At 61.2% G+C, this 17,184-nt stretch carries 33 protein-coding genes; 10 read left to right on the plus strand and 23 right to left on the minus strand.

Translation table 11 applies throughout. The annotated features are described in order from the left end of the window. Positions 1-21 precede the first annotated feature (21 nt). The 5 genes from BBA01S_RS14405 to BBA01S_RS14425 all read right to left on the minus strand — a co-directional run bounded on the left by BBA01S_RS14405 (position 22) and on the right by BBA01S_RS14425 (position 3,380). Positions 22-207, minus strand: a complete 186-nt coding sequence (locus BBA01S_RS14405; protein ID WP_027817077.1) for a hypothetical protein — start codon at positions 205-207, stop codon at positions 22-24. Further along, complete coding sequence (locus tag BBA01S_RS14410; RefSeq protein WP_027817078.1) at positions 204-1,919, minus strand: terminase large subunit; 1,716 nt, start codon at positions 1,917-1,919, stop codon at positions 204-206. The genes BBA01S_RS14405 and BBA01S_RS14410 overlap by 4 nt, the downstream gene beginning before the upstream one ends. A 3-nt stretch (positions 1,920-1,922) precedes the next feature. Then, positions 1,923-2,399, minus strand: a complete 477-nt coding sequence (locus BBA01S_RS14415; protein ID WP_027817079.1) for a phage terminase small subunit P27 family — start codon at positions 2,397-2,399, stop codon at positions 1,923-1,925. A 136-nt stretch (positions 2,400-2,535) separates the two neighbouring features. Then, positions 2,536-2,889, minus strand: a complete 354-nt coding sequence (locus tag BBA01S_RS14420) for an HNH endonuclease (RefSeq protein WP_027817080.1) — start codon at positions 2,887-2,889, stop codon at positions 2,536-2,538. Beyond that, on the minus strand, positions 2,889-3,380 hold the full coding sequence (locus BBA01S_RS14425; protein ID WP_027817081.1) for a hypothetical protein: 492 nt from the start codon (positions 3,378-3,380) through the stop codon (positions 2,889-2,891). The genes BBA01S_RS14420 and BBA01S_RS14425 overlap by 1 nt, the downstream gene beginning before the upstream one ends. Before the next feature lie 76 nt (positions 3,381-3,456). Here BBA01S_RS14425 and BBA01S_RS14430 point away from each other — a divergent pair, with 76 nt between their 5' ends. After that, positions 3,457-3,711, plus strand: a complete 255-nt coding sequence (locus tag BBA01S_RS14430) for a hypothetical protein (RefSeq protein ID WP_156965946.1) — start codon at positions 3,457-3,459, stop codon at positions 3,709-3,711. Positions 3,712-3,813: 102 nt separating this feature from the next. Here BBA01S_RS14430 and BBA01S_RS45160 read toward each other — a convergent pair whose 3' ends face one another. The 18 genes from BBA01S_RS45160 to BBA01S_RS41285 form a co-directional block, all read right to left on the minus strand. After that, positions 3,814-4,386, minus strand: coding sequence for a hypothetical protein (locus tag BBA01S_RS45160; protein WP_052391753.1), 573 nt, complete (start codon positions 4,384-4,386; stop codon positions 3,814-3,816). A 32-nt stretch (positions 4,387-4,418) separates the two neighbouring features. Beyond that, positions 4,419-5,102, minus strand: coding sequence for a phage protein NinX family protein (locus tag BBA01S_RS45870; protein ID WP_052391754.1), 684 nt, complete (start codon positions 5,100-5,102; stop codon positions 4,419-4,421). Continuing rightward, a complete protein-coding gene (locus tag BBA01S_RS14445) occupies positions 5,099-5,434 on the minus strand; it encodes a hypothetical protein (RefSeq protein ID WP_156965947.1) in 336 nt (111 codons plus the stop codon). Before BBA01S_RS14445 ends, BBA01S_RS45870 begins: the two co-directional genes overlap by 4 nt. After that, positions 5,422-5,865 (minus strand): nuclease domain-containing protein, encoded by a 444-nt coding sequence (locus tag BBA01S_RS14450; protein ID WP_027817085.1) that lies wholly within the window; start codon positions 5,863-5,865, stop codon positions 5,422-5,424. Before BBA01S_RS14450 ends, BBA01S_RS14445 begins: the two co-directional genes overlap by 13 nt. A gap of 254 nt (positions 5,866-6,119) precedes the next feature. Beyond that, positions 6,120-6,557 (minus strand): dATP/dGTP diphosphohydrolase domain-containing protein, encoded by a 438-nt coding sequence (locus BBA01S_RS41260; protein WP_042297130.1) that lies wholly within the window; start codon positions 6,555-6,557, stop codon positions 6,120-6,122. After that, entirely contained in the window at positions 6,554-6,913 is a 360-nt protein-coding gene (locus BBA01S_RS14460) for a DUF4406 domain-containing protein (protein WP_027817086.1), read from the minus strand. Before BBA01S_RS14460 ends, BBA01S_RS41260 begins: the two co-directional genes overlap by 4 nt. Then, positions 6,910-7,509, minus strand: coding sequence for a hypothetical protein (locus tag BBA01S_RS14465; RefSeq protein WP_156965948.1), 600 nt, complete (start codon positions 7,507-7,509; stop codon positions 6,910-6,912). Before BBA01S_RS14465 ends, BBA01S_RS14460 begins: the two co-directional genes overlap by 4 nt. Further along, entirely contained in the window at positions 7,509-7,967 is a 459-nt protein-coding gene (locus tag BBA01S_RS41265; RefSeq protein ID WP_245641497.1) for a DUF1064 domain-containing protein, read from the minus strand. Before BBA01S_RS41265 ends, BBA01S_RS14465 begins: the two co-directional genes overlap by 1 nt. A 26-nt stretch (positions 7,968-7,993) precedes the next feature. Further along, positions 7,994-8,218, minus strand: coding sequence for a hypothetical protein (locus tag BBA01S_RS14475; RefSeq protein ID WP_042297134.1), 225 nt, complete (start codon positions 8,216-8,218; stop codon positions 7,994-7,996). Between the two features lie 2 nt (positions 8,219-8,220). Next, positions 8,221-8,757 (minus strand): hypothetical protein, encoded by a 537-nt coding sequence (locus BBA01S_RS47790; RefSeq protein WP_063750542.1) that lies wholly within the window; start codon positions 8,755-8,757, stop codon positions 8,221-8,223. Further along, entirely contained in the window at positions 8,754-9,107 is a 354-nt protein-coding gene (locus BBA01S_RS14485; RefSeq protein ID WP_027817090.1) for a hypothetical protein, read from the minus strand. Before BBA01S_RS14485 ends, BBA01S_RS47790 begins: the two co-directional genes overlap by 4 nt. 147 nt (positions 9,108-9,254) lie before the next feature. Then, the gene (locus tag BBA01S_RS14490) at positions 9,255-10,262 is read right to left on the minus strand and encodes a helix-turn-helix domain-containing protein (protein ID WP_027817091.1); all 1,008 of its coding nucleotides are present in this window, start codon (positions 10,260-10,262) and stop codon (positions 9,255-9,257) included. Next, complete coding sequence (locus BBA01S_RS14495; protein WP_027817092.1) at positions 10,259-10,534, minus strand: helix-turn-helix domain-containing protein; 276 nt, start codon at positions 10,532-10,534, stop codon at positions 10,259-10,261. The genes BBA01S_RS14490 and BBA01S_RS14495 overlap by 4 nt, the downstream gene beginning before the upstream one ends. Before the next feature lie 11 nt (positions 10,535-10,545). Further along, complete coding sequence (locus BBA01S_RS14500) at positions 10,546-10,818, minus strand: hypothetical protein (RefSeq protein WP_027817093.1); 273 nt, start codon at positions 10,816-10,818, stop codon at positions 10,546-10,548. Positions 10,819-10,823: 5 nt separating this feature from the next. After that, positions 10,824-11,264 (minus strand): phage regulatory CII family protein, encoded by a 441-nt coding sequence (locus BBA01S_RS14505; RefSeq protein ID WP_027817094.1) that lies wholly within the window; start codon positions 11,262-11,264, stop codon positions 10,824-10,826. Positions 11,265-11,462: 198 nt separating this feature from the next. After that, on the minus strand, positions 11,463-11,759 hold the full coding sequence (locus BBA01S_RS41280) for a hypothetical protein (protein ID WP_042297137.1): 297 nt from the start codon (positions 11,757-11,759) through the stop codon (positions 11,463-11,465). Positions 11,760-12,049: 290 nt separating this feature from the next. After that, on the minus strand, positions 12,050-12,256 hold the full coding sequence (locus BBA01S_RS46820; RefSeq protein ID WP_156965949.1) for a hypothetical protein: 207 nt from the start codon (positions 12,254-12,256) through the stop codon (positions 12,050-12,052). A gap of 1 nt (position 12,257) precedes the next feature. Further along, a complete protein-coding gene (locus tag BBA01S_RS41285; protein WP_042297139.1) occupies positions 12,258-12,485 on the minus strand; it encodes a helix-turn-helix domain-containing protein in 228 nt (75 codons plus the stop codon). A gap of 94 nt (positions 12,486-12,579) precedes the next feature. On the opposite strand from BBA01S_RS41285, the gene BBA01S_RS14525 reads away from it, so the two are divergent. The 9 genes from BBA01S_RS14525 to BBA01S_RS14565 all read left to right on the plus strand — a co-directional run bounded on the left by BBA01S_RS14525 (position 12,580) and on the right by BBA01S_RS14565 (position 17,183). Next, on the plus strand, positions 12,580-13,314 hold the full coding sequence (locus tag BBA01S_RS14525) for an XRE family transcriptional regulator (RefSeq protein ID WP_042297141.1): 735 nt from the start codon (positions 12,580-12,582) through the stop codon (positions 13,312-13,314). Positions 13,315-13,330: 16 nt separating this feature from the next. Next, entirely contained in the window at positions 13,331-13,951 is a 621-nt protein-coding gene (locus BBA01S_RS14530) for a hypothetical protein (protein ID WP_156965951.1), read from the plus strand. A gap of 409 nt (positions 13,952-14,360) precedes the next feature. After that, a complete protein-coding gene (locus BBA01S_RS14535) occupies positions 14,361-14,687 on the plus strand; it encodes a hypothetical protein (RefSeq protein WP_027817098.1) in 327 nt (108 codons plus the stop codon). Continuing rightward, the gene (locus tag BBA01S_RS47550) at positions 14,684-14,833 is read left to right on the plus strand and encodes a hypothetical protein (protein WP_167336015.1); all 150 of its coding nucleotides are present in this window, start codon (positions 14,684-14,686) and stop codon (positions 14,831-14,833) included. Before BBA01S_RS14535 ends, BBA01S_RS47550 begins: the two co-directional genes overlap by 4 nt. Beyond that, on the plus strand, positions 14,833-14,961 hold the full coding sequence (locus BBA01S_RS48445; protein ID WP_281176970.1) for a hypothetical protein: 129 nt from the start codon (positions 14,833-14,835) through the stop codon (positions 14,959-14,961). The genes BBA01S_RS47550 and BBA01S_RS48445 overlap by 1 nt, the downstream gene beginning before the upstream one ends. A gap of 18 nt (positions 14,962-14,979) precedes the next feature. Then, complete coding sequence (locus BBA01S_RS46825) at positions 14,980-15,147, plus strand: hypothetical protein (protein ID WP_156965952.1); 168 nt, start codon at positions 14,980-14,982, stop codon at positions 15,145-15,147. Positions 15,148-15,221: 74 nt separating this feature from the next. Beyond that, the gene (locus BBA01S_RS14555; protein ID WP_245641498.1) at positions 15,222-15,446 is read left to right on the plus strand and encodes a hypothetical protein; all 225 of its coding nucleotides are present in this window, start codon (positions 15,222-15,224) and stop codon (positions 15,444-15,446) included. Between the two features lie 70 nt (positions 15,447-15,516). Further along, a complete protein-coding gene (locus BBA01S_RS41290) occupies positions 15,517-16,590 on the plus strand; it encodes a UvrB/UvrC motif-containing protein (RefSeq protein WP_042297146.1) in 1,074 nt (357 codons plus the stop codon). Beyond that, the gene (locus BBA01S_RS14565; RefSeq protein WP_027817100.1) at positions 16,587-17,183 is read left to right on the plus strand and encodes a hypothetical protein; all 597 of its coding nucleotides are present in this window, start codon (positions 16,587-16,589) and stop codon (positions 17,181-17,183) included. The genes BBA01S_RS41290 and BBA01S_RS14565 overlap by 4 nt, the downstream gene beginning before the upstream one ends. Position 17,184: the final 1 nt, after the last annotated feature.

Raw genomic sequence — 17,184 nt, forward strand, 5'->3', positions numbered from 1 at the left:
CTGTTTGCTAAAGAACATGGGTCACTCCTTCGGCTTTGCGGCCCGCGCTGCGCGCGCAGCGGCCACGTCGGCGAGGAATGCCCACAGCAGCATCAGGACGCCCGCGACGATCAGGCCAGCCGGCAGGCTGATGAGCGCCACGCCAGTGACCAACAGCGCAAACCCGAGCAGCCCGGCCACCCATGCAGCGACGCCAATTGAATTCAAACACCCACCCCTTGATCGTAGATCGACTCCGAGTCGACGCGATCGGCCAGCATCGCGCGACCGATCGCCATGATGAGCGCCACGGCGCCGTCGATCTTGTTGTCGTTGCCCTGCTTTACCGGGCGCACGACGTCGTCGTTACCCGGTAGATTCTTCCCGATCACATTGCTGATACACCACGTCATGAGCGGATTGCCGTCGTGATGGAACCGGCCCGACGTAATGGCGGCCTCCAGCTCCTTCATCGGATCCGACATGTTCGTGTAGTTCTGCACGATCGTGACGGGCGTTAGCCCTTCGTCATCGAGTTGGTGCGACAGGTTGGTCGCACCGTGCGGGTCGATCGGCGAGCACTGCACCGGGCAAAGCCGATTGGCGTCCTTCGCTTCTTCGAGGATCACGCGATAGTCGATCTCGGCGCCATCGGTCTCTACGAGGAAGCCTTGATTGACCCACTTCTGATAGCGCTCCGCCATCCGGCGATTTTCGGTGTTGCGCACCGTGTCTTCAGGCACCCAGAAGCGGGGCGCCACGCAAAAATAATGACGGCGACCGTCGATGTCGCGCCAGAAGATGCGCGGCATGCTGTTCAAGTCGAGCTTGCGCGCAAGGTCGAACGCCAGAACGCACGACTGCCCCTCGAACTGTTCGAGCGATAGCGTTGGGTCTTCGCACGCCTTCCAGTCTTCGAGGTTGAAGTAGCCCGTCTTGGCTGACGTCCAGACGTTGAGGTGCTTTGTCTTGAACGTGTTTGTGAAGCGCGCCGACTTGATCGCACGCTGCTGCTGGCTCTCCAGATACTCCTGATAGACCGAAATACCGATGTTCGGGTTGGCCTTGGCCAGAGTCTTCGGGTCAGTCCAGTCATCGCCCTCGTCGATCGTCCAGATCCAGCCGAAGAGCTCGTCGTCGGGCACTGTGCCCTCAAGCATTTCAATGACCTGCCGCCGCTTGTCGTAGCACGGGCCTTCGATGTTCGCGCCCGCCGTTGTGATGACGAACATCAGCGGCTGCCGGCGCGCGCCCATGCCGGTGAGCATCGTTTCGTACTGCGCGTTGGTGTCGTGCTCGTGATACTCGTCTTCGATCGCACACGACGGCGATGCGCCGTCGCCTGGATTTCCGATGATCGGCTCGAAGCGGCTGCCGTCTTCCGGACGACTCAGGTTTTGCGCGTTGACCTCGATGCCGAGGTGATCAACCAACATCGGCGATCGCTTGACCATAAGGCGCGCAGGCCGGAAAACCTCCCAGGCCTGCCGCTCAGTCGTCGCGCCGCAATAGACCTCGGCGCCGAACTCGTCGTCAGCGGTGAACATGGCAATGCCGACGCCTGCGGCGATCACGCTCTTTCCGTTCTTGCGCGGCACCTCCCAATACGACTCCCGGAAACGCCGGAAGCCGGTCTTTTTCTTGACCCAGCCGAACGTGCACGCAAGCCCGAAGACTTGCCACGGCTCAAGGGTCACGAGCTGCCGCTTAAATGCCCACTCGCCCTTCGTGTGCGGCATCAACTGAATGAGCCGCAGCTTCTTCTCGGCCTTCGCCGGATCGAACTTGTATTTGAACGCCGCCGTCTTGCTCGCAACCAGGTCGTCAAGGTGCCGCTGGCACGCGAGAATTACCCACCGGCATGCCGGAAACTTTCCGCGCACGACGTCGCGCGCAAACTGGTTCGCCTTCGCGACCAGCGGAAAGGATTCTTTCGGCATGCTCTAGCCCAACAGTGCGGCAAACGGATTGCCCTCGTTCTTTTTCTTCGGCCCCATCAGGCGTTGACGGCTCGAAGGGTCGAGCCCGAGCATCGCGCCGAACGTCGCCATCTGGCCCGCCGCCTCTTTGACGACAGTCGCGGCCGGGTTTTTCACCGGGCCGCCCTGCGCGCCCGAGACTACCGGTCCATGCCGCACAAGTTCGTCCTGCGCGCGCCGCCAGTTCCCGTACGCCGAGCAGAAAATCTCCAGGTTGTGGAGATCCGTCAGCTGCAAGATCTTTTGCTTGCAGAGGAGCGGCGCGACGCGCTTCCACATCTCGGCCGCATCGACGTCGAGCCATTCGGGCGGGTCGATGTTCGTGGCCAGACCGAAATCTGGTTCCTGTGTATTGAGTTGCCGCTTACCCGGATTGCCGGCGGCCTCCTTGTTAGCGACGGGCTTCGGGCGACGTCCGGAGCGGCCCGCGACTCCGGGCATATTTTCTCAACCTTTAAATTTCATTTTTCGCGGGCGTGTTTTTTCGACGGAACGGTCGGTACCGGAGCGATTCGGCCCCAGAGATTGCACACCCCCTACCCCCAGCCGAGCAGCTGACGATGCCCGCGCAAGCCGCTCAGCCGCTCTCCCTGCCGGTCTTCGAGGCGTGGCAGGGGTGGCAGATAGATTGCAGGTTCGAGTCGTCGTCGGTGCCGCCACGCGCCTTAGGGACGATGTGGTCAACTTCGGTCGCGATCGTCACGCGACCAGCACTCTTGCACGTCTGACACAACCCGCAGTCGCGCGCGAGGATTCGCTCGCGCAGCCTGACCCAGGCGTTGCCGTAACCGCGCGCGTGGCGATTTCCCCGCTTTGAGTCGGGCGCCCACTTAACCTCTTCGGAGGCGTGCGCCTCGCACCATGTCTTGCCGCCCGCGACCAGCGTGCGGCAGCCGCGATGCTTGCACGGCCGCATTGGCCGCGCTGGCATCAGGCGGCCGGCGTCGGCGCGGGCGCCGGGTACGCGGCAGCGAGCGCGGCATTGGTTGCAGCCTGCACGGCTGCATCGGTCAGGCTCGGGTCGTTCGCCTTCAGGGTGAGAGCGATCTGGATTGCGACGTTGACGTTGCTTGCGTTCATGGCGAGTCCTTCGGTAGTTGATTCAGGAATGGCGGCGAGCACATCGGCGCCGAGTTGCGTCTTCGGGATGAGTCTGTTGAGATACGCGAGCGCACCTTCAACGGTCGATTGCCCACCAACAATGTCGATGGGCGCAGCGAGCGCAGCATCGACTGCATGCCGCGCGGCTTGCTCGGTTGCGATAGCGACACTGTTCGCGTTGGCGTGCGCTTCGAGTTGACTGATTCGTGCAGACAGCATCGAACTGAGCGCAGTCACATCTACTGCGGAAGCGGCTTCCACAGATTTCGCCTCGGTTTTGAACCACGAGACGATCTTCTGAATGATGGCTTTGATGTTCATGGTCGACCCAGTCATTGAGATACCATCTAGGCGGAACTTCGAGGGCGTCGTTCCACTAACCATCATCGAGAGAACAATGGCAAAAAGAATCGACAACATTGACCTGAATGGCCACATTCCCCCGAACGCAAAATCCGTGAAGATTAAGTTCGCTTGCTATACAGCTGAAGGGAAGGCGCTACTTTACCGATTCAGTGGCGACTCTTCGCCAGTTGCTCTGCACGGCCCAGAAGGAGTCGTGGAGGTGAATATCGGCGTATCGAGAACTCTGGCGCTCGAAATTCTGGATGATTCCGCTTGGCAGATCGGGGTATCCGGGTATTCGATCTGATCTAAGAAACAAAAAAGCCCGCTTGCTTTCGCTTGCGGGCTTCGTGTTCGCACCATTCGTACGGTATATGAAAATGGAGTTTATGCGAGGATTTCTCGCACGTCAAGCAGTCCTCATCAGCATACCGACTTCGTCGAGGCGCTCGCTCAGCGCGGTCAACCCCTTCTTCTCCAGCTCGCGAATCCATTTGCGGATCGTCGTTGCGTGGCGGTTCGCCGGGTGCTCGTCGATGCCGAGCTTTTCCGCCTCGTCGAGAACGTGGATCTTGTCGCCGAAGTGCTTGCGCAGCACCGCGACACGGAACGCCTTCACCGGCAACACATCGCGCGCCTCGCGCGCAACCTGATCGGCAAGCTGCGACACCGACTCGCGGAACAGTTCGGTCATCCGCCAACCGCGGCAGCACGGGCTCAAGCAGTTGCAGCTTTCGCTGCGGATGGCCTTACCCGCCACCAGCGCGAGCATCTGCCAATAGTCGAGGCCCTCCAGTTCGCGAAACACCATGCCCGACTGGCCCGCGCCGTCGAGGCCGGTCAGCCCGCGCCCGCTACCGCGCGACGGCCCTTGCAGCAGCTTCGCCATGGGCGACATCGCGTATTGCTGGCTCGAATAGTTGCAGGCGAAAGTGATCGCCTCTTCGGCGCTGCGGAAAATGCCTTCGTGTCGTGCGTTCATATCTGCCCTGTCGTTTGTATTGTTGCTCGCGCCTATACTTCGTCGCCGAACTTGCTCATCACGTGCGTGCGCATTGCGGCAATCAGCGCGGTCTCACCGAATTGCGAACAGTGGCCGCTTTGCGTCTGCGCCATCCAGAAATTGGCGTCGCCTGCTGCGGGAAAAAGCGCGATACGCTCTTGCTCGATCAGCGCGCCGCCGTCCATCCAGTCCGTAGACGGCTGATACAGACCATGCGCGACGAAGGTATTTGCCGGGTCGGCGACGCCATCGAGCACACCAACGCGCACCCGCTCGACGATCGCCGCGCCGTTTTTCAGCTCCACCGATACACCGCGAGCGCGCGCGACCCAGAAGTCGAGTTCCCCGCCAACCAACTCCGCAACCTTCATCGGTACAGCCTCCCTCCCCCATTCACGATCACCGCTAGCCATGAACGGCGCCAGCGACTTCTTGTTGTCCGCAATCTTCACCGCGAGCCACGCATGCTCTTCGCCGACCAGTCGACGCTTTTCGCGCAGATAGCGACGGAACTGCTCGGGCACGAACGCGAGCGCCATCGCACTGCCCTCGACCTGCACGCCGTTGTGCTCGCTCCGGCGTAGTCTGGTTACGGTCGTCTCGACGAGCTGCTCGACCTCCCCGACGCCCGACCGCCCGCCGATGCTGAACATACCGATCACCGGCATCTGAACCTGTAGGCGGATCGGCTTCATGCAGGCACCTCGGCGCGCCATTCTTCATCGCCGCTCGCGAGAAACGGCTGGAACGTGTTGCCGTTGAGCGCGATAAGCGCGTCCACCCACGCCAGTTCGGCAGTCGCCCACTGCCAGCGCTTCACGAAGATCCGATAGCCGCTCGGGATCAGCGCTAGCACCCGCACGATGTACTCGTTGCCGCCCAGGTCTTTCTTCCGGTACCGGCGAAAGCCATAGGCCATCGCATGCACCGACCTCTGAATGCGATCGACTTTGTAACGACTGCCGCACCAACGCTTCACTGGCGCCGCCGGAATCGGCAGGCTGATCTCGACTTTCACTGGCTGCACTCAGCTTCCTCCGTAATACCCATCTTTCGCGCGCGGATCGGTGCCCACTCAAGAAACGCCTGGCTGAACGTCACCTGCTTTTTCTCGCGTGTCGCGCTTCCCTGATCCAACCAGCTATGGCACCAGAAGCAGCCCGGCACCGTGCGCGCGTGATTCGACTTCAATCCCATTCCCTTGCCGGCGGCCAAACTGTTCTCATGGCACGGCACGACCGTTTCGTCGTTCGGGTTGCGGCGGCAGATGCCCGGCACGCGCAGGTAGCACGGCTCGTCGCGGCACGCCGCCAGATACTTCGATCCTTCCGCCACCGTCGGCTTCTTCACCCGGCGCTTCATCGTCGAGCGCTGCTTCAGCGTGGCCGCCGAAGGTGAGGACTTCCAGGAGCCACGCGACATCGGCTTCTTACGCGGGCCGAATCCCGATCGCTTCAATCCGCCCCCTTCGCCTCGAACAGCCGGCCCCGCTTGCCGCAATGCCCTGTGACGACGGCGAACCAATGCGGATACTGTCGCTGTACGCTGGCGCGCGCGGCTGGCGCAAAGAAGTTTGGCTTGCCATCCACAGGGCTGATCCGACCGGCCAACGGATGCGTGCACGCGCTGCTCTCGACTGCCGGCGGAATAATTGGCCGCCCTTCGATGGCTGCCACACGCCCCCCCGTAGAAGCGGCAATTGATACAGAGCTTCAATCCGCCTCCCGCACCGAATCCTCGATCGTGAAATGGCGCGGGTTCTTGTCCGCATGCTTGTCGAGGATCGCGCCCGCCGCCGCGTTGAGCGCCGCGTAGAAGTCTTTCGAGCTGGGCGCGCGGTCGTCGGTCATCATGTTCTGGATCATGGCGTCGCGAAGCACGACCAGCGACGTGATCGCCTTCGTGATGTGCGACATGCCGGAATCCGGGTCGATGTCCTCGCCTTCCCACCACGAGAACAGATGTCGAATCGTTGCGTCGTAGTAGACCGACGCACGCACGCCGACGGCGCGATAGTTGTGACGCCCGTATTTCGCAGCGCCTTCGAGCATTGCGACGCCCACTTCAGCCATGACCGCAGCGGAGACAGTCGACATCGGCGCCTTGCGCACACCCACCAGGTCTTTCGGGTTCGATGGCTTAGCTGTCATGCCGCCTCCAGCTGCGCAGTGACTGCTGCCTGCGAAATCACGGGCATTTCGCCCGCAAGGCCGACCAGATACGTCGCGGTGAACACGCGCAAGCCGAGTGATCGGGCGATATGGCATTCGAGCGAGGCACCGCGCGACTGCTCCCAACCGGGCAACAGGGCGATACCGTCACAATCGACGAGCTGCTTGATGTCCGCCCGCATGCAGTCGAGCCATTCGGCCGACTTGTCCGTATTGATCTCAGCCGGGTTGACGATCTCGAAGCCCAGTTCGCGAAGGCGTCGTGCCTCGGCGTGGAACGCCGGGAAGTTGAGTTCGGCGTAGCCCGTCATCGGGCCGGCGATATAAAGCTTCATGCGTTTGCTGCCCCGAAAAGAGCCGCGACCAGCGGATCACGGCGAACAAAGGTGCCCCGCTTCTCTGCGGCACGCTTGCGCTGCTGCGCGCGGATCTCGTCGAACTTGTCGATGCGCTCGCGCTTGAGCTTCCGGTAGTAGCGCTTGCTCAGCTCCTGCCTAGACTTCGGCGTGGGTCGCTTTGCGTCGCGACCGGCACCCCAGACCCACACAGCCGTCGGCGCGCCGTCGCCACACGTAGGCAAGTAGCGCGTGATGTGCATTTCGGCACGATTCGCGCCGATGAAGCGCCGCACTGTCGGCTCAGAGCACACGGCAAGCTCCGCGAGTTCCGCGGCAGTCGCGCTGCGCGATTCGAGGATCGCCCTCATACGCGCACCGCTGCTTTGGGCCGCCCGCTTCGCCGGAATCGCGCGGCGGCGATCCGCAAGCTCCAGATCGCGCCCGCGCGCCGTGAGCGCGGCCTCAGTGCGAAGCGGAAACAAATGCACAACGGTCTTCAGTGCTGCCGGCTCATCCCAGACCTTGCGCAGCAGCGCATCCTCTTCCGGGCTCCATTCCGGAGCGCGCGGCATTCCCCTGTAGATCCCAGTCATCAGAATTCCTCCACCTGCCAGCCGCCGCCGGCCTTCTTGGGTTTCGCCGTAACGGCGATGAACTTCACCGGGTGCTGATACGCGGCCACCTTGATCTTCACGCGCGCATCGTCTGTCCAGTGTCCCTTGACCTCGTGGCATTCGAGCCGACCGTCGGCCAGCATTACCGCGAAATCGGGCGTGTAGAACGTGTTGTCTGCCAGGCGAAACTTCCACGCCTCGAAGCCGAACCACGCGATCTCGCCCGCCTGCTTGCGCTCTTCGAGGTGCTGCGCGTATCGCTGCTCGGTCTGGTTGAGCTCGCCGAGCTTCAGCCGTCCCAGCGCCTGCATCGCCTTCTTCGCAGCGGTGCCCGCCGCTTCCGGCTTGCTTACCGGGTGCGGCGCGGGCCACGTGCGCGGCTCGGAGCCGCTGATCTTTGCCGTGCCGATGCTGGTTGCGCCCTCTTCGAGACGCATCGGCCATACGTTGCGTTTGCCCATGCTCAGAAAGGGATGTCCGGTTCAGCGGTGAACGTTGAGCGCACCATGTCGTCGACAATGCGGCTGTCAGTCGTCGCCAGCACGAAGAACTTCTGCCCGCGGTGCGCCCGCGCGAGCCGCTCCGCCTCCATCACTGCGCTCTGCCGCGACTGGTGCTTGAACGTCGGTGGCGTTTGGCCGGTCGGCGACCAGACGAGGTAAAACGGCTTCGGGTCGAAGAGATTCATGGTCACGCGCCCTCGGGTCGTTGCACGATCAGCTTTCGCCAGTCGCCTTTGCCTGGCTTGAACGAGGAAAAGTGTGTCGCATCCTTGACCAGCCAGAATGCGGCCCAACCGCCGCCCTGCGCGTCAAAGACCGCAGGCTCCTTGGGCGAGAGGTACGCACTGCCGCTTCCGTCCTGCACCAACCAGCGATACTCGGCAGCGACGTGACTCCAGTCGATCGACGGCAGCACAAGCTCTTCGGGCTTCGGCAACACGCGGTAGCACAATTCGCCTTCCCATGACGGCGAACATTCGCGCCAGTCGCCCGGACAATCCTCACGACGCCATTCGATCGGCCAGCCGTCCTGCCACAGTGCGAATGCGAGTGCCCGCGAAGCAAGCGCCACTTCGCCAAACGGCTTGTCGAGATCGCGATTCAGGCTTTCCAGCGCCGCCACACCGCGCACGCCGCCGTCGATCATCAACCGCACACGGAAGCCTTCGTTGTAGGCCGAACTTACGAAGGCGAAATGCTCTTCGATCACCTTGTCGTTGCTCATGCGCCCTCCGGCTGTTGCGCCGACTGCTTGCCCCCGCGCAGGCTGGCGTACAAGAGAGATCCCACGCAATACGCCGCGGGCAACAACAGCTCTCCGACCCAGATCAGCGCAAGCACAAAGGCGAGCGACGAAACCCACTCGTAGGCAGCGTTCAATGGGGCGGGCCGATCAACCTCCCGAGCCCGTCCGCTCAAAACCATGATCCAAGAGCAGACGCACGCGAACCAGATCAACACGTCGATGAAAAACTTCGCGCCCGTGATGCCGTACACCAAGTACAGGTAGAAACACGCCGCGAGCAGCGCGTCGAAAGTGACGTTTTTCAGAAGTCTCGAAAGATCCAGGCTCATTTCTGGTTTTCCATGTAGTTGATCCGACCCGCCACACCGCCTGCGGCTTGTGGGCACGTACCGCCATTCCTTTCGTGACACCTTGGCAATGCCTCGGTATACCCACGCACCGCCAACCGCTTAAATCGCCTCTGCTTCGTTGCCCGCTCAACCTGCGTCCTGCTGGTCGCTTTGCTCGCGGCGAACATCGTTGAGGTAGGCGTACAGCGCTTCGCCGCGCTCTTCGCTCTCTCGGCTGACTGCGGCGAGCAGGTATTCCATCCAAGGGCCCGGGCCGAGCACCTTGCAGACCTTCGCCTTGAACTGCTCGAAGTACTGGAAGCGCGCCGGGTCAATGGCGTGACGCTTGCCCTGTTCGCGCCAACCCGCCTCGCCCAGCCACCAACCGTCCGGCGCGCCGCCAGTGGTCGTGTCGCCAGTCGCTTCATCCTTCGCTTCCCAGATGCCCGTCCAGCCGCGCAACACCGATTCGTCGATTGCCGTCACGACATCGCGGCCCAGCTCGTGAAGCTTCGCGAGCTTCTTCAACGTGACCTTCGCTGCGGGACGCGTCCAGGGAACGTCGGCTTTCTTCTCTTTCGCCTCACGGTGTTCGCACCAGTCGAGCCACGATTCGGCGGGCAGCCAGGCAGGCAATTCGATGGCTCGAAGTTCGGCATGCAACGCAATTCGCGGCGCTTGCCGCGCGCCTTGACGGTTCTCTGACGGTTCTTTGGTGGTTCCTGACGAGTCGGGTGCAAAAGCTTTGCACCCTTTAGCGCTCTGAATTGCACCCTTTCTGTCGCCAGTTGCACCCTTTACGTCGTCGTTTGCACCCTTTCCATTGGGTGCAATTTCTTCACCCTTTGGGCCAGACTGAATGGGTGCAAGATCTGCACCGTTCAGCCAATCAGCACTGATTCGGTATTCGCGGGCACGGCCACGCCCACCGCCTTCATTAGCGACCAGAATCAGCCAGCCGCGTTTGAGCATGCGTTTGATCTGGTATTGCACCGCCCGCTCGGATTGACGCGTCTTGACCGCCATCGTCTCGATGCTCGGGAAGATGTGCGTGCCGTCGTCGTCGGCGTAGTCGGCGAGCTTGAGCGCGAGGTTCAGTTCGCCACCGCCTTCGGGGTAGCGATCCCAGACCTTGTCCATGACCTTGATGCTCACGCGGCCTCCGCCTCAAGGTGAAGGCGGTAGATCGACGACGATTGAGCGCGGCGCTGGCGCGTCACGAGCCCGCGCGCCTCCAGCGCATTGAGCGCGACGGAGATCGTCATGCGCGTGACGCCGCAGACTTCCGCGAGGCGGTCGATGGTCGGCCAGCAAGCGTGCATTGCGTCGCCGCTGTCGCCCGCCTGCTCGGCGAGCGCAAGAAGCAGCAGCTTCTGGGTGCTCGGCAATTGCGTGCGCCACGCGCGCTTCACGAGAATGTTGCTCATCGTCGCCTCGCTCAGCCCGCCGCCACCAGGCCGAGCGTTTCGTTCAGCTGCCCCGTCGCCGCGCATTTCTGCGTGCCGCGAACGGCCAGCTTCGCGTCCTCGATCAGCTCGCGCACGCGACCGCAGACACTGCCGAGGCGCATGTTCGTGCGGTCAGCGATCTCCTGCCGTGTGAGCGTCTGGTGCGGGCTGTAGAACAGGTCGAGGATCATCTGCTTCTGCGTGCGGCGCGCGCCGCCGTCGAGCGCGTCGTATGCCGCGCGCTGTGTATGCGTGGATCGCATGTGGGTCACTCCGCCATGCCGCGCAGACGCGCGGTGATGTTGAACAGCACCTGCGCGTGCGTGAAGATGCACTTCTCGACGCGCTCGACCTCGCTGTGCTCGACGCGGCCGTCTTCGAGCGTCTTGACGATTTCCTTGCCCACCAGGCCGTGCGTAGACCATGCCTCCGCCATCAGTTCAACGATCGCCGCGTCGTTGCAGCCTTCGATGTCCGGCAGCTTGGTAAGCGTGTAGCCACGCTGACGCGCCCACGCTTCGAGGATTCGGTCGTCATCCGTCAGGTCGGTCATGCGCACGGCTTCGTCGAGCGAGAGCTTGTGGCTGTCTTTGCGCGGATCGACCTTGTTGCGAAGGATGTTTCCGGACAAGCCCATACGCGGCGCGAGCGATTCGCAGCCGCCCTTGTATTCATGCGCCACTGCGTGCGCGGTATCGGTCACGTTCAATCGCAACTCCAAATAGACGTTTTTTATTGACGTCAGGACTACTAAAGTCCATTCAAGACGCAACAAATCGGGGATAAGAAAAATGAAAACGATGCTGACGGTTACCGTCGGTACTGCTTCAACGCGACGCGCGGGGAATCGCTTCGCCTCTCCCTCGCCCGCTCCGCTCTATGGAGTTGGGCGAACTCTCGCACTGCCTCAAGCCAACGCAGCAATCTCATCGGTTGCCTCGCTGCTCTTGCTCGCAGCGCTGGCACCGCTGCTGTGTCGGTGAGCGAGTCGCGTCGCCTCGGCGACCTTTACCCAGTCAACGTGCTTTTCGAAGCCCGCAAGCGGAATGTCGCGCGCGGGTTGATGAAAGAAACGGCGCTGGCTGAGCGTGACTTCCGTGTGGAGCGCACCGGGGTTTTCTTCGCGGATGATCTGCATGACGGCCGGCAGGCCACCGTGTTTCGCCGCGTTGCGCAGCATTTCTTGGTGTTGCGGAAGGTGCATATATGCTCCGTGGTTATTAGGGTGAGGTTCCTGGCTTTCGCCGGTAGACTTGGCAGCTCTCACACAACCCTGTCTACAAAGGAACCTCATGGAAAACGGCAATCCAGAAGCGGATTTGGAGTCGAGACTAGATGTCCAGTGCCGAGCGAATTACTTTGTGATAACCGCACTGCTCGCGTATCTCGATGCAATGGAGCCTGGCGTAAGCGAAATCTTGGCCAGCGCACTCGAATCGCTGTCGGATCAACGCGAGCGAACGGACTTAGACCGCGCTGCCTTCGAGCTAGCGATCAAGCGCCTGCGCGCTCCCGCTCCGCAACTGCGGCTCGTACCGAAAGGCTGATCTTTTCGGTCAGCCGCGAATCGTCCGCAGACCATCCGCTGACAATGACTCGATTGGGTAAATGCTTGCCGCCCTGCTTCAATCCTTCGTGCAGGGCGCGCTGCACTGCCGGGCGGATCAGGAACAGCACGAATCGCGCATACAGGTTCTTCATTTCAGGCTGCCTCCGGGTGGGTGGCCAGTTGCCCTCTTCGCTTAGCCGCGCGGACAACCGTGTCACGCAGTCGCTTCAGCGCGTCCACCGTTTGATATGTCGGACGCTTTCCCCGCTTCCCGGTCTTGATTCCGGAAATGGTGGACTGGTCAACGCCGCTCCGACGCTCAATTTCCATCTGCGTCAGACCGGCTGCTGTTAGTTCGTCGATGAGGGTTTTGGCGTCCATGAGCGACACTTTATGGCATTTGCACTTACCTTGCAAGTGCATAACGAATTGAAGTGAAGGCAAAAGGGGTAGGCCGATCTATTACGATTGCACTATGAGAACACTCGCTGAACGCCTCAAATCCTGCCGGGAAGACGCCGGTCTATCGCAAACTGCCCTCGCAAAGCGCGCTGGCGTAAGCCAGTCGACAGTTGCTAATATCGAAAGTGGACGGAATCAAGGAAGTAAGCACTTAGTCCAGATTGCCGAAGCACTTGCGATACGCGTTGAGTGGCTGAATTCGGGCAAGGGGCCGAAGAGCGTCGAAACACCGATCGAGGCATCGCCTGAGGAGCGCTACCGCATTCCTCAGGACAAGGGCAATGTGGCCGTCTGGGGCAGCGAAGAAGACCTGCGCGGGGATAATCGCGTCTGGATCGATCGCTATGACTACCACTTTTCGGCGGGCGAAGGTTTGATTCAATGGGAAGTGCGGGAAAAGCAGGCCCTCCCGTTTAACGAGTCGTTCTTCAAGGCGATCGGGGCGCGTCCGAAAGACTGCAAGCTGGTATGCGTGCGTGGCGACAGCATGGAGCCGTTCCTGTTCGACCGGGACGTCTTCATGATCGACGAAAGCAAGCGTGCCCTCAAAGACGGAAAGATCTATGCGGTCTATTTCGAAGACGAGCCTCTCGTAAAGCAAATATTCAAGAAACCCGGCGGCCGCCTGGTGCTGCACTCGTTCAACCCATCCTACCCAGATGTCGAGGTAGGGCCCGAGGATATGGATAGCGTCCACATCGTTGGAGAATGCGTGTATCGATCAGGTTCCGGGTTCGCTACACACTGAGATACCGGGGAAAAACGTGAGAAAAATTGGAGCGCTGCTGGCTTTAACAGCAGCGATTGGCTTGCCATTGGCGCACGCAAAGGCGCCAGCGAAACAGGAAAAGCCCCAGCACCAGCCCGAGTGGGCGCAGGAACCTGACGGTTTCTTAGGCATCAAGTTTGGCCAGTCGATTCCAGACGCGCAGACGCTGCCGGATTGTCCGATGCTCGTCGCGCACGTCGCCAACCCACGACCAGGCTATCTTTGCTACGACGGCGACAGCCGGTCGACATACGGATCTTTGCTGGGACTTCCCGACCTCGGTTTCGGCTACCGCGTGAACGTCATGCTCGACAATAGCGTGCCCAACTCGTTTGTCCTCGGGACTTCCAGCGACAACTTCACTGCGCTCGCGAAAGTCCTGATTCAGCGTTACGGAAAGCCTAGCAAGGACACCGTCGGCAAGGTGCAATCGAAAGCTGGCGCTGAGTTCGATAACGAAACGCTGCAATGGGTCGGCAAGCACGTCACGATCACCGCCGAGAAGCGCTCCGGACAAGTCGATACTGCGCAAGTCATGATCAGCGATAGGGCGTACTGGGAGGCTCGCGCGAAGGCCGACGAGCAAACCAGTACGGAAAACGCCTCGAAGCTATAAACATCCCCTCGCCTAGTGCAAATGAGCCCCGCCATTGAGCGGGGCTTTTTTCTTCATACGAATACAAATAGCGAATGCTTTTGGCATAAAGTGCGTTGCATCCCCGCAACAAAACTTTACGGTTTTCCGCTATTTACCCTCCTATTTGCCGACACCTGTGGTGTTCGCTCCGTAAACGTTGGCAAACGATTTGCGTGAGTGCATCGAATTATTGCTATTGCACTTGAAATCATCTAGTGCATTTGCCATAATCATTTCCACGCACTACCGAACACAACGAAGCACTGAGCGGGGGCGTCTCGAAGTTCGTCGAGGCGACTTCCCAAAAATAGCCCGTAGCGATCTCCGCATGTGAACTAGGACGAGACGCACCCCGCTCAGTGCTGCGATAGATACCGGAGCTTGAGATATGAGCCTCATTTCATTGCGCGACTCGTTCGCAACCAGCGCGCCGAGCGAGATCCCGAAGTGGTTTAAGCACAAGCCCGCGACGCCGCGCCCCATCGTCCCTGTACCGCGCGAAGAATTGAGCGAAGAGCAGTACAGGGAATGGGAGGGACTCGGCGATTGGCTCGACGAAAGCGATGTCGGCGCGAACGTGAAGGGATTCGACGCGAAGTATCGCCACGCGATTGCAGCAGTCGAGGCGTGGGACGCCGAACAGCGAGTCGCGGAATTCTTTGCGTGGCGCTGGTACTTCGCCGACATGATGATCGCAACACGAGGCGACGCATGAACCGCTCCGTCGCTGACAACGCCCTGCTGCTCCAGTGCGATGCGCTTTACAGCAAGGTCACGCGCATTGCTGCATTTGGCCTCTTCGCTGGCGTCGGCCTGGGCTGGTATCTGATCGTCGCGCTGCGCGCTGGTGCTGGTGCGTGATGGATACGCTCAAGCTCTGCATGCGCCTCTCGATCGCGATTCCTGTCCTGCTCGCTCTCTTGGCTGCTCAAGCTGAGCTGCACGAACTGAACGCGCCGAAGGCCTGCAACGTTCATCGCTGCACCTGATCCTGTAAAGGCTCACCGATGGTACTGATTGAAGTTATTTGCGTAGCAGTCCCAATTGGTTTGATCGTTGGCGCTGCCGTTGCACTCGGCGCGGCGAAGTTGCTCAAGCGCGAGCGCCAGTCGCTGAAGTTCGTCAGCAGCCCCTTTATGCACGACGCGGAGCCCTACCCGCGCGCGTGGGAGTAGTTGCGATGCGCTGCCACGTTCGCTGTCGCCACTGCACGACGCGCCGATGCCTGAAGCGAAAGCTGTCCGAGTACTTGCGACTGCCCGCCTGCGATGTCTGCGGCAAGCGCGAATACCGCGTAGACCGCTGGATGAATCGCCGCAACACGACACGCATGACGTGCACGTGCGAAGGCTACTGGTTTCCGCACCGCCAGGGCTCGCTGTTCTGCTGGCAGCGCGCCGATGGCACGCAACGCTTTCCCGGTGATCCGGATTTCGCGGATCGCAACTACGACGGCCTGCCGGCCGCCGCCTAATCGCTCCGGCGGCTCCACCGAGCTGCGGCTTTGAGGGCGCAGTACCGGCCCTTCTTTTTCGAGATCAATCATGCCATTGACCAAAGCACCGATCAAACGCACAGGCGTCATTCGGTTCGGCGATGCAAGTTTGTTTGTGCGCGAGGACGGCGTTCATTCACGCGTCTGGGCGGAACAATTGCGCCTTGAGCGTGAGTTCAAGCGAGACGTGTTCGCGCGCATCGTCCAGACGCTGCGCCGCCTTGGATGGACTGTCGGCCCTAACACTCACATCTTCACGGGCAACAACAATCGCTATGCCCGCAAGGGAGATTTGCGCGCCGACCTGAAGATGAGTGGCGGCCGCATCGAGTTCGACATGTTCCAGAACGTGAATGCGCCCAATCGCCCGGATCACGGTGGCCGCTACGAGTTCGACCAAGAATCGCTCATGCCGTACATGATGCGCCTCGAAATGGAGCGCACGCGACGCCGAATTCGCGACTACCTCTGCAACGCGCTCGACGGCTACAGCTTCGACGATGATCAGCGCGGCCGCCGCCGTAAGCCGCTTGATGTGACGGCGCTGGACGCGCTCCGTATGCTCTACGCCGAAAGCTCCCACTTCAAGGGTGATTGGGATGCATACGCTGAAAGGCTGGGCGGGTCGCTGAACTACAACCGCAAGTCTGCGAACGGTGCGATGCTCGAACACGGCCAACGGGTTTGGTTCTGCGACCGCAAGGGCCGAATCTGCGAAGGCACCGCGTACTACAACACCGGAAATATGTGGTGGGTCGTCAGCGGGAAGTACGACTATCAGAATCTTGCCGACTTCGAGCTATTCACGGTGTCGCCGTCCAATCTGCGCATCAAGCGCAACGGTGAACTGCGTCGTAGCCGCCTTGAGCGCGAGATGTCGCGTGCGATCGAGAAGATGGATTTCGAACGCGCGGCGAAGTTGCGAGACATCACCTTCCCCGGCAGCCCCGAACTGTTCCTGGTCTGGCACATGGAGCATCAGGCGTATCACTGCACGAACTTCCGGGGATACACCACTGATCGATCGAAGGCAGGCAAGTTCACCGCGCATGAGGCCCGCAACTGGCACGACGCGCCGAACGTTGTCGTCCCTGCAGTCAGCGCAGAACGGGTGGCAGCATGAACACGACCGTCAAGATGAAGATGGCGCGCGCCGACGCCGCCGACATGGAAGTGACCTATGAACTCGCCGGGCTCGTAGATGCCATCAGCCGCGGCGACCACCCGGCCACCGACGACGATGCGGAAGTGCCCGACTGGTTCGACGAAGACGACATCGACCACCTGAAAGCGCTGCACAAGCGCCTCAAGAAGATCGCCGAGAACTCTGGCGCGATCTGGCGCGTGATCGGCGGCTACTCGACGCTGAGCAACCCTTCGAACCAGCTGATCGATCTGACGAAGGACGTGATCGAACTGCACCCGCGCATCGCCGCCGCTCTTGCTGCGCAAGAGGCAATGACCGGTGTCGCAGTTGCCAGCTATGCGATCGAGATTGGCGCGCCCTACTGCCAGATCACGATTGAGCGCACGTCGCAGATGGACGGCAGCTATCTGTGGAAGGCGAAGCGCGGCAGCGACGTCCTGAACAAGGACGGCGACTGGGAATACGAGCCGTTGCCCAGCTCGCGTGACGACGCTTTCCTGGCCCGCTGTCGCTTCGCTAACGCTGCAGAAGCGATTGCAGCCGCACAAACAGCGTCCGCAGCCGCCTGAC

Origin of the sequence: Paraburkholderia bannensis NBRC 103871, assembly GCF_000685015.1 — a bacterium.
Classification (GTDB): Bacteria; Pseudomonadota; Gammaproteobacteria; order Burkholderiales; family Burkholderiaceae; genus Paraburkholderia; species Paraburkholderia bannensis.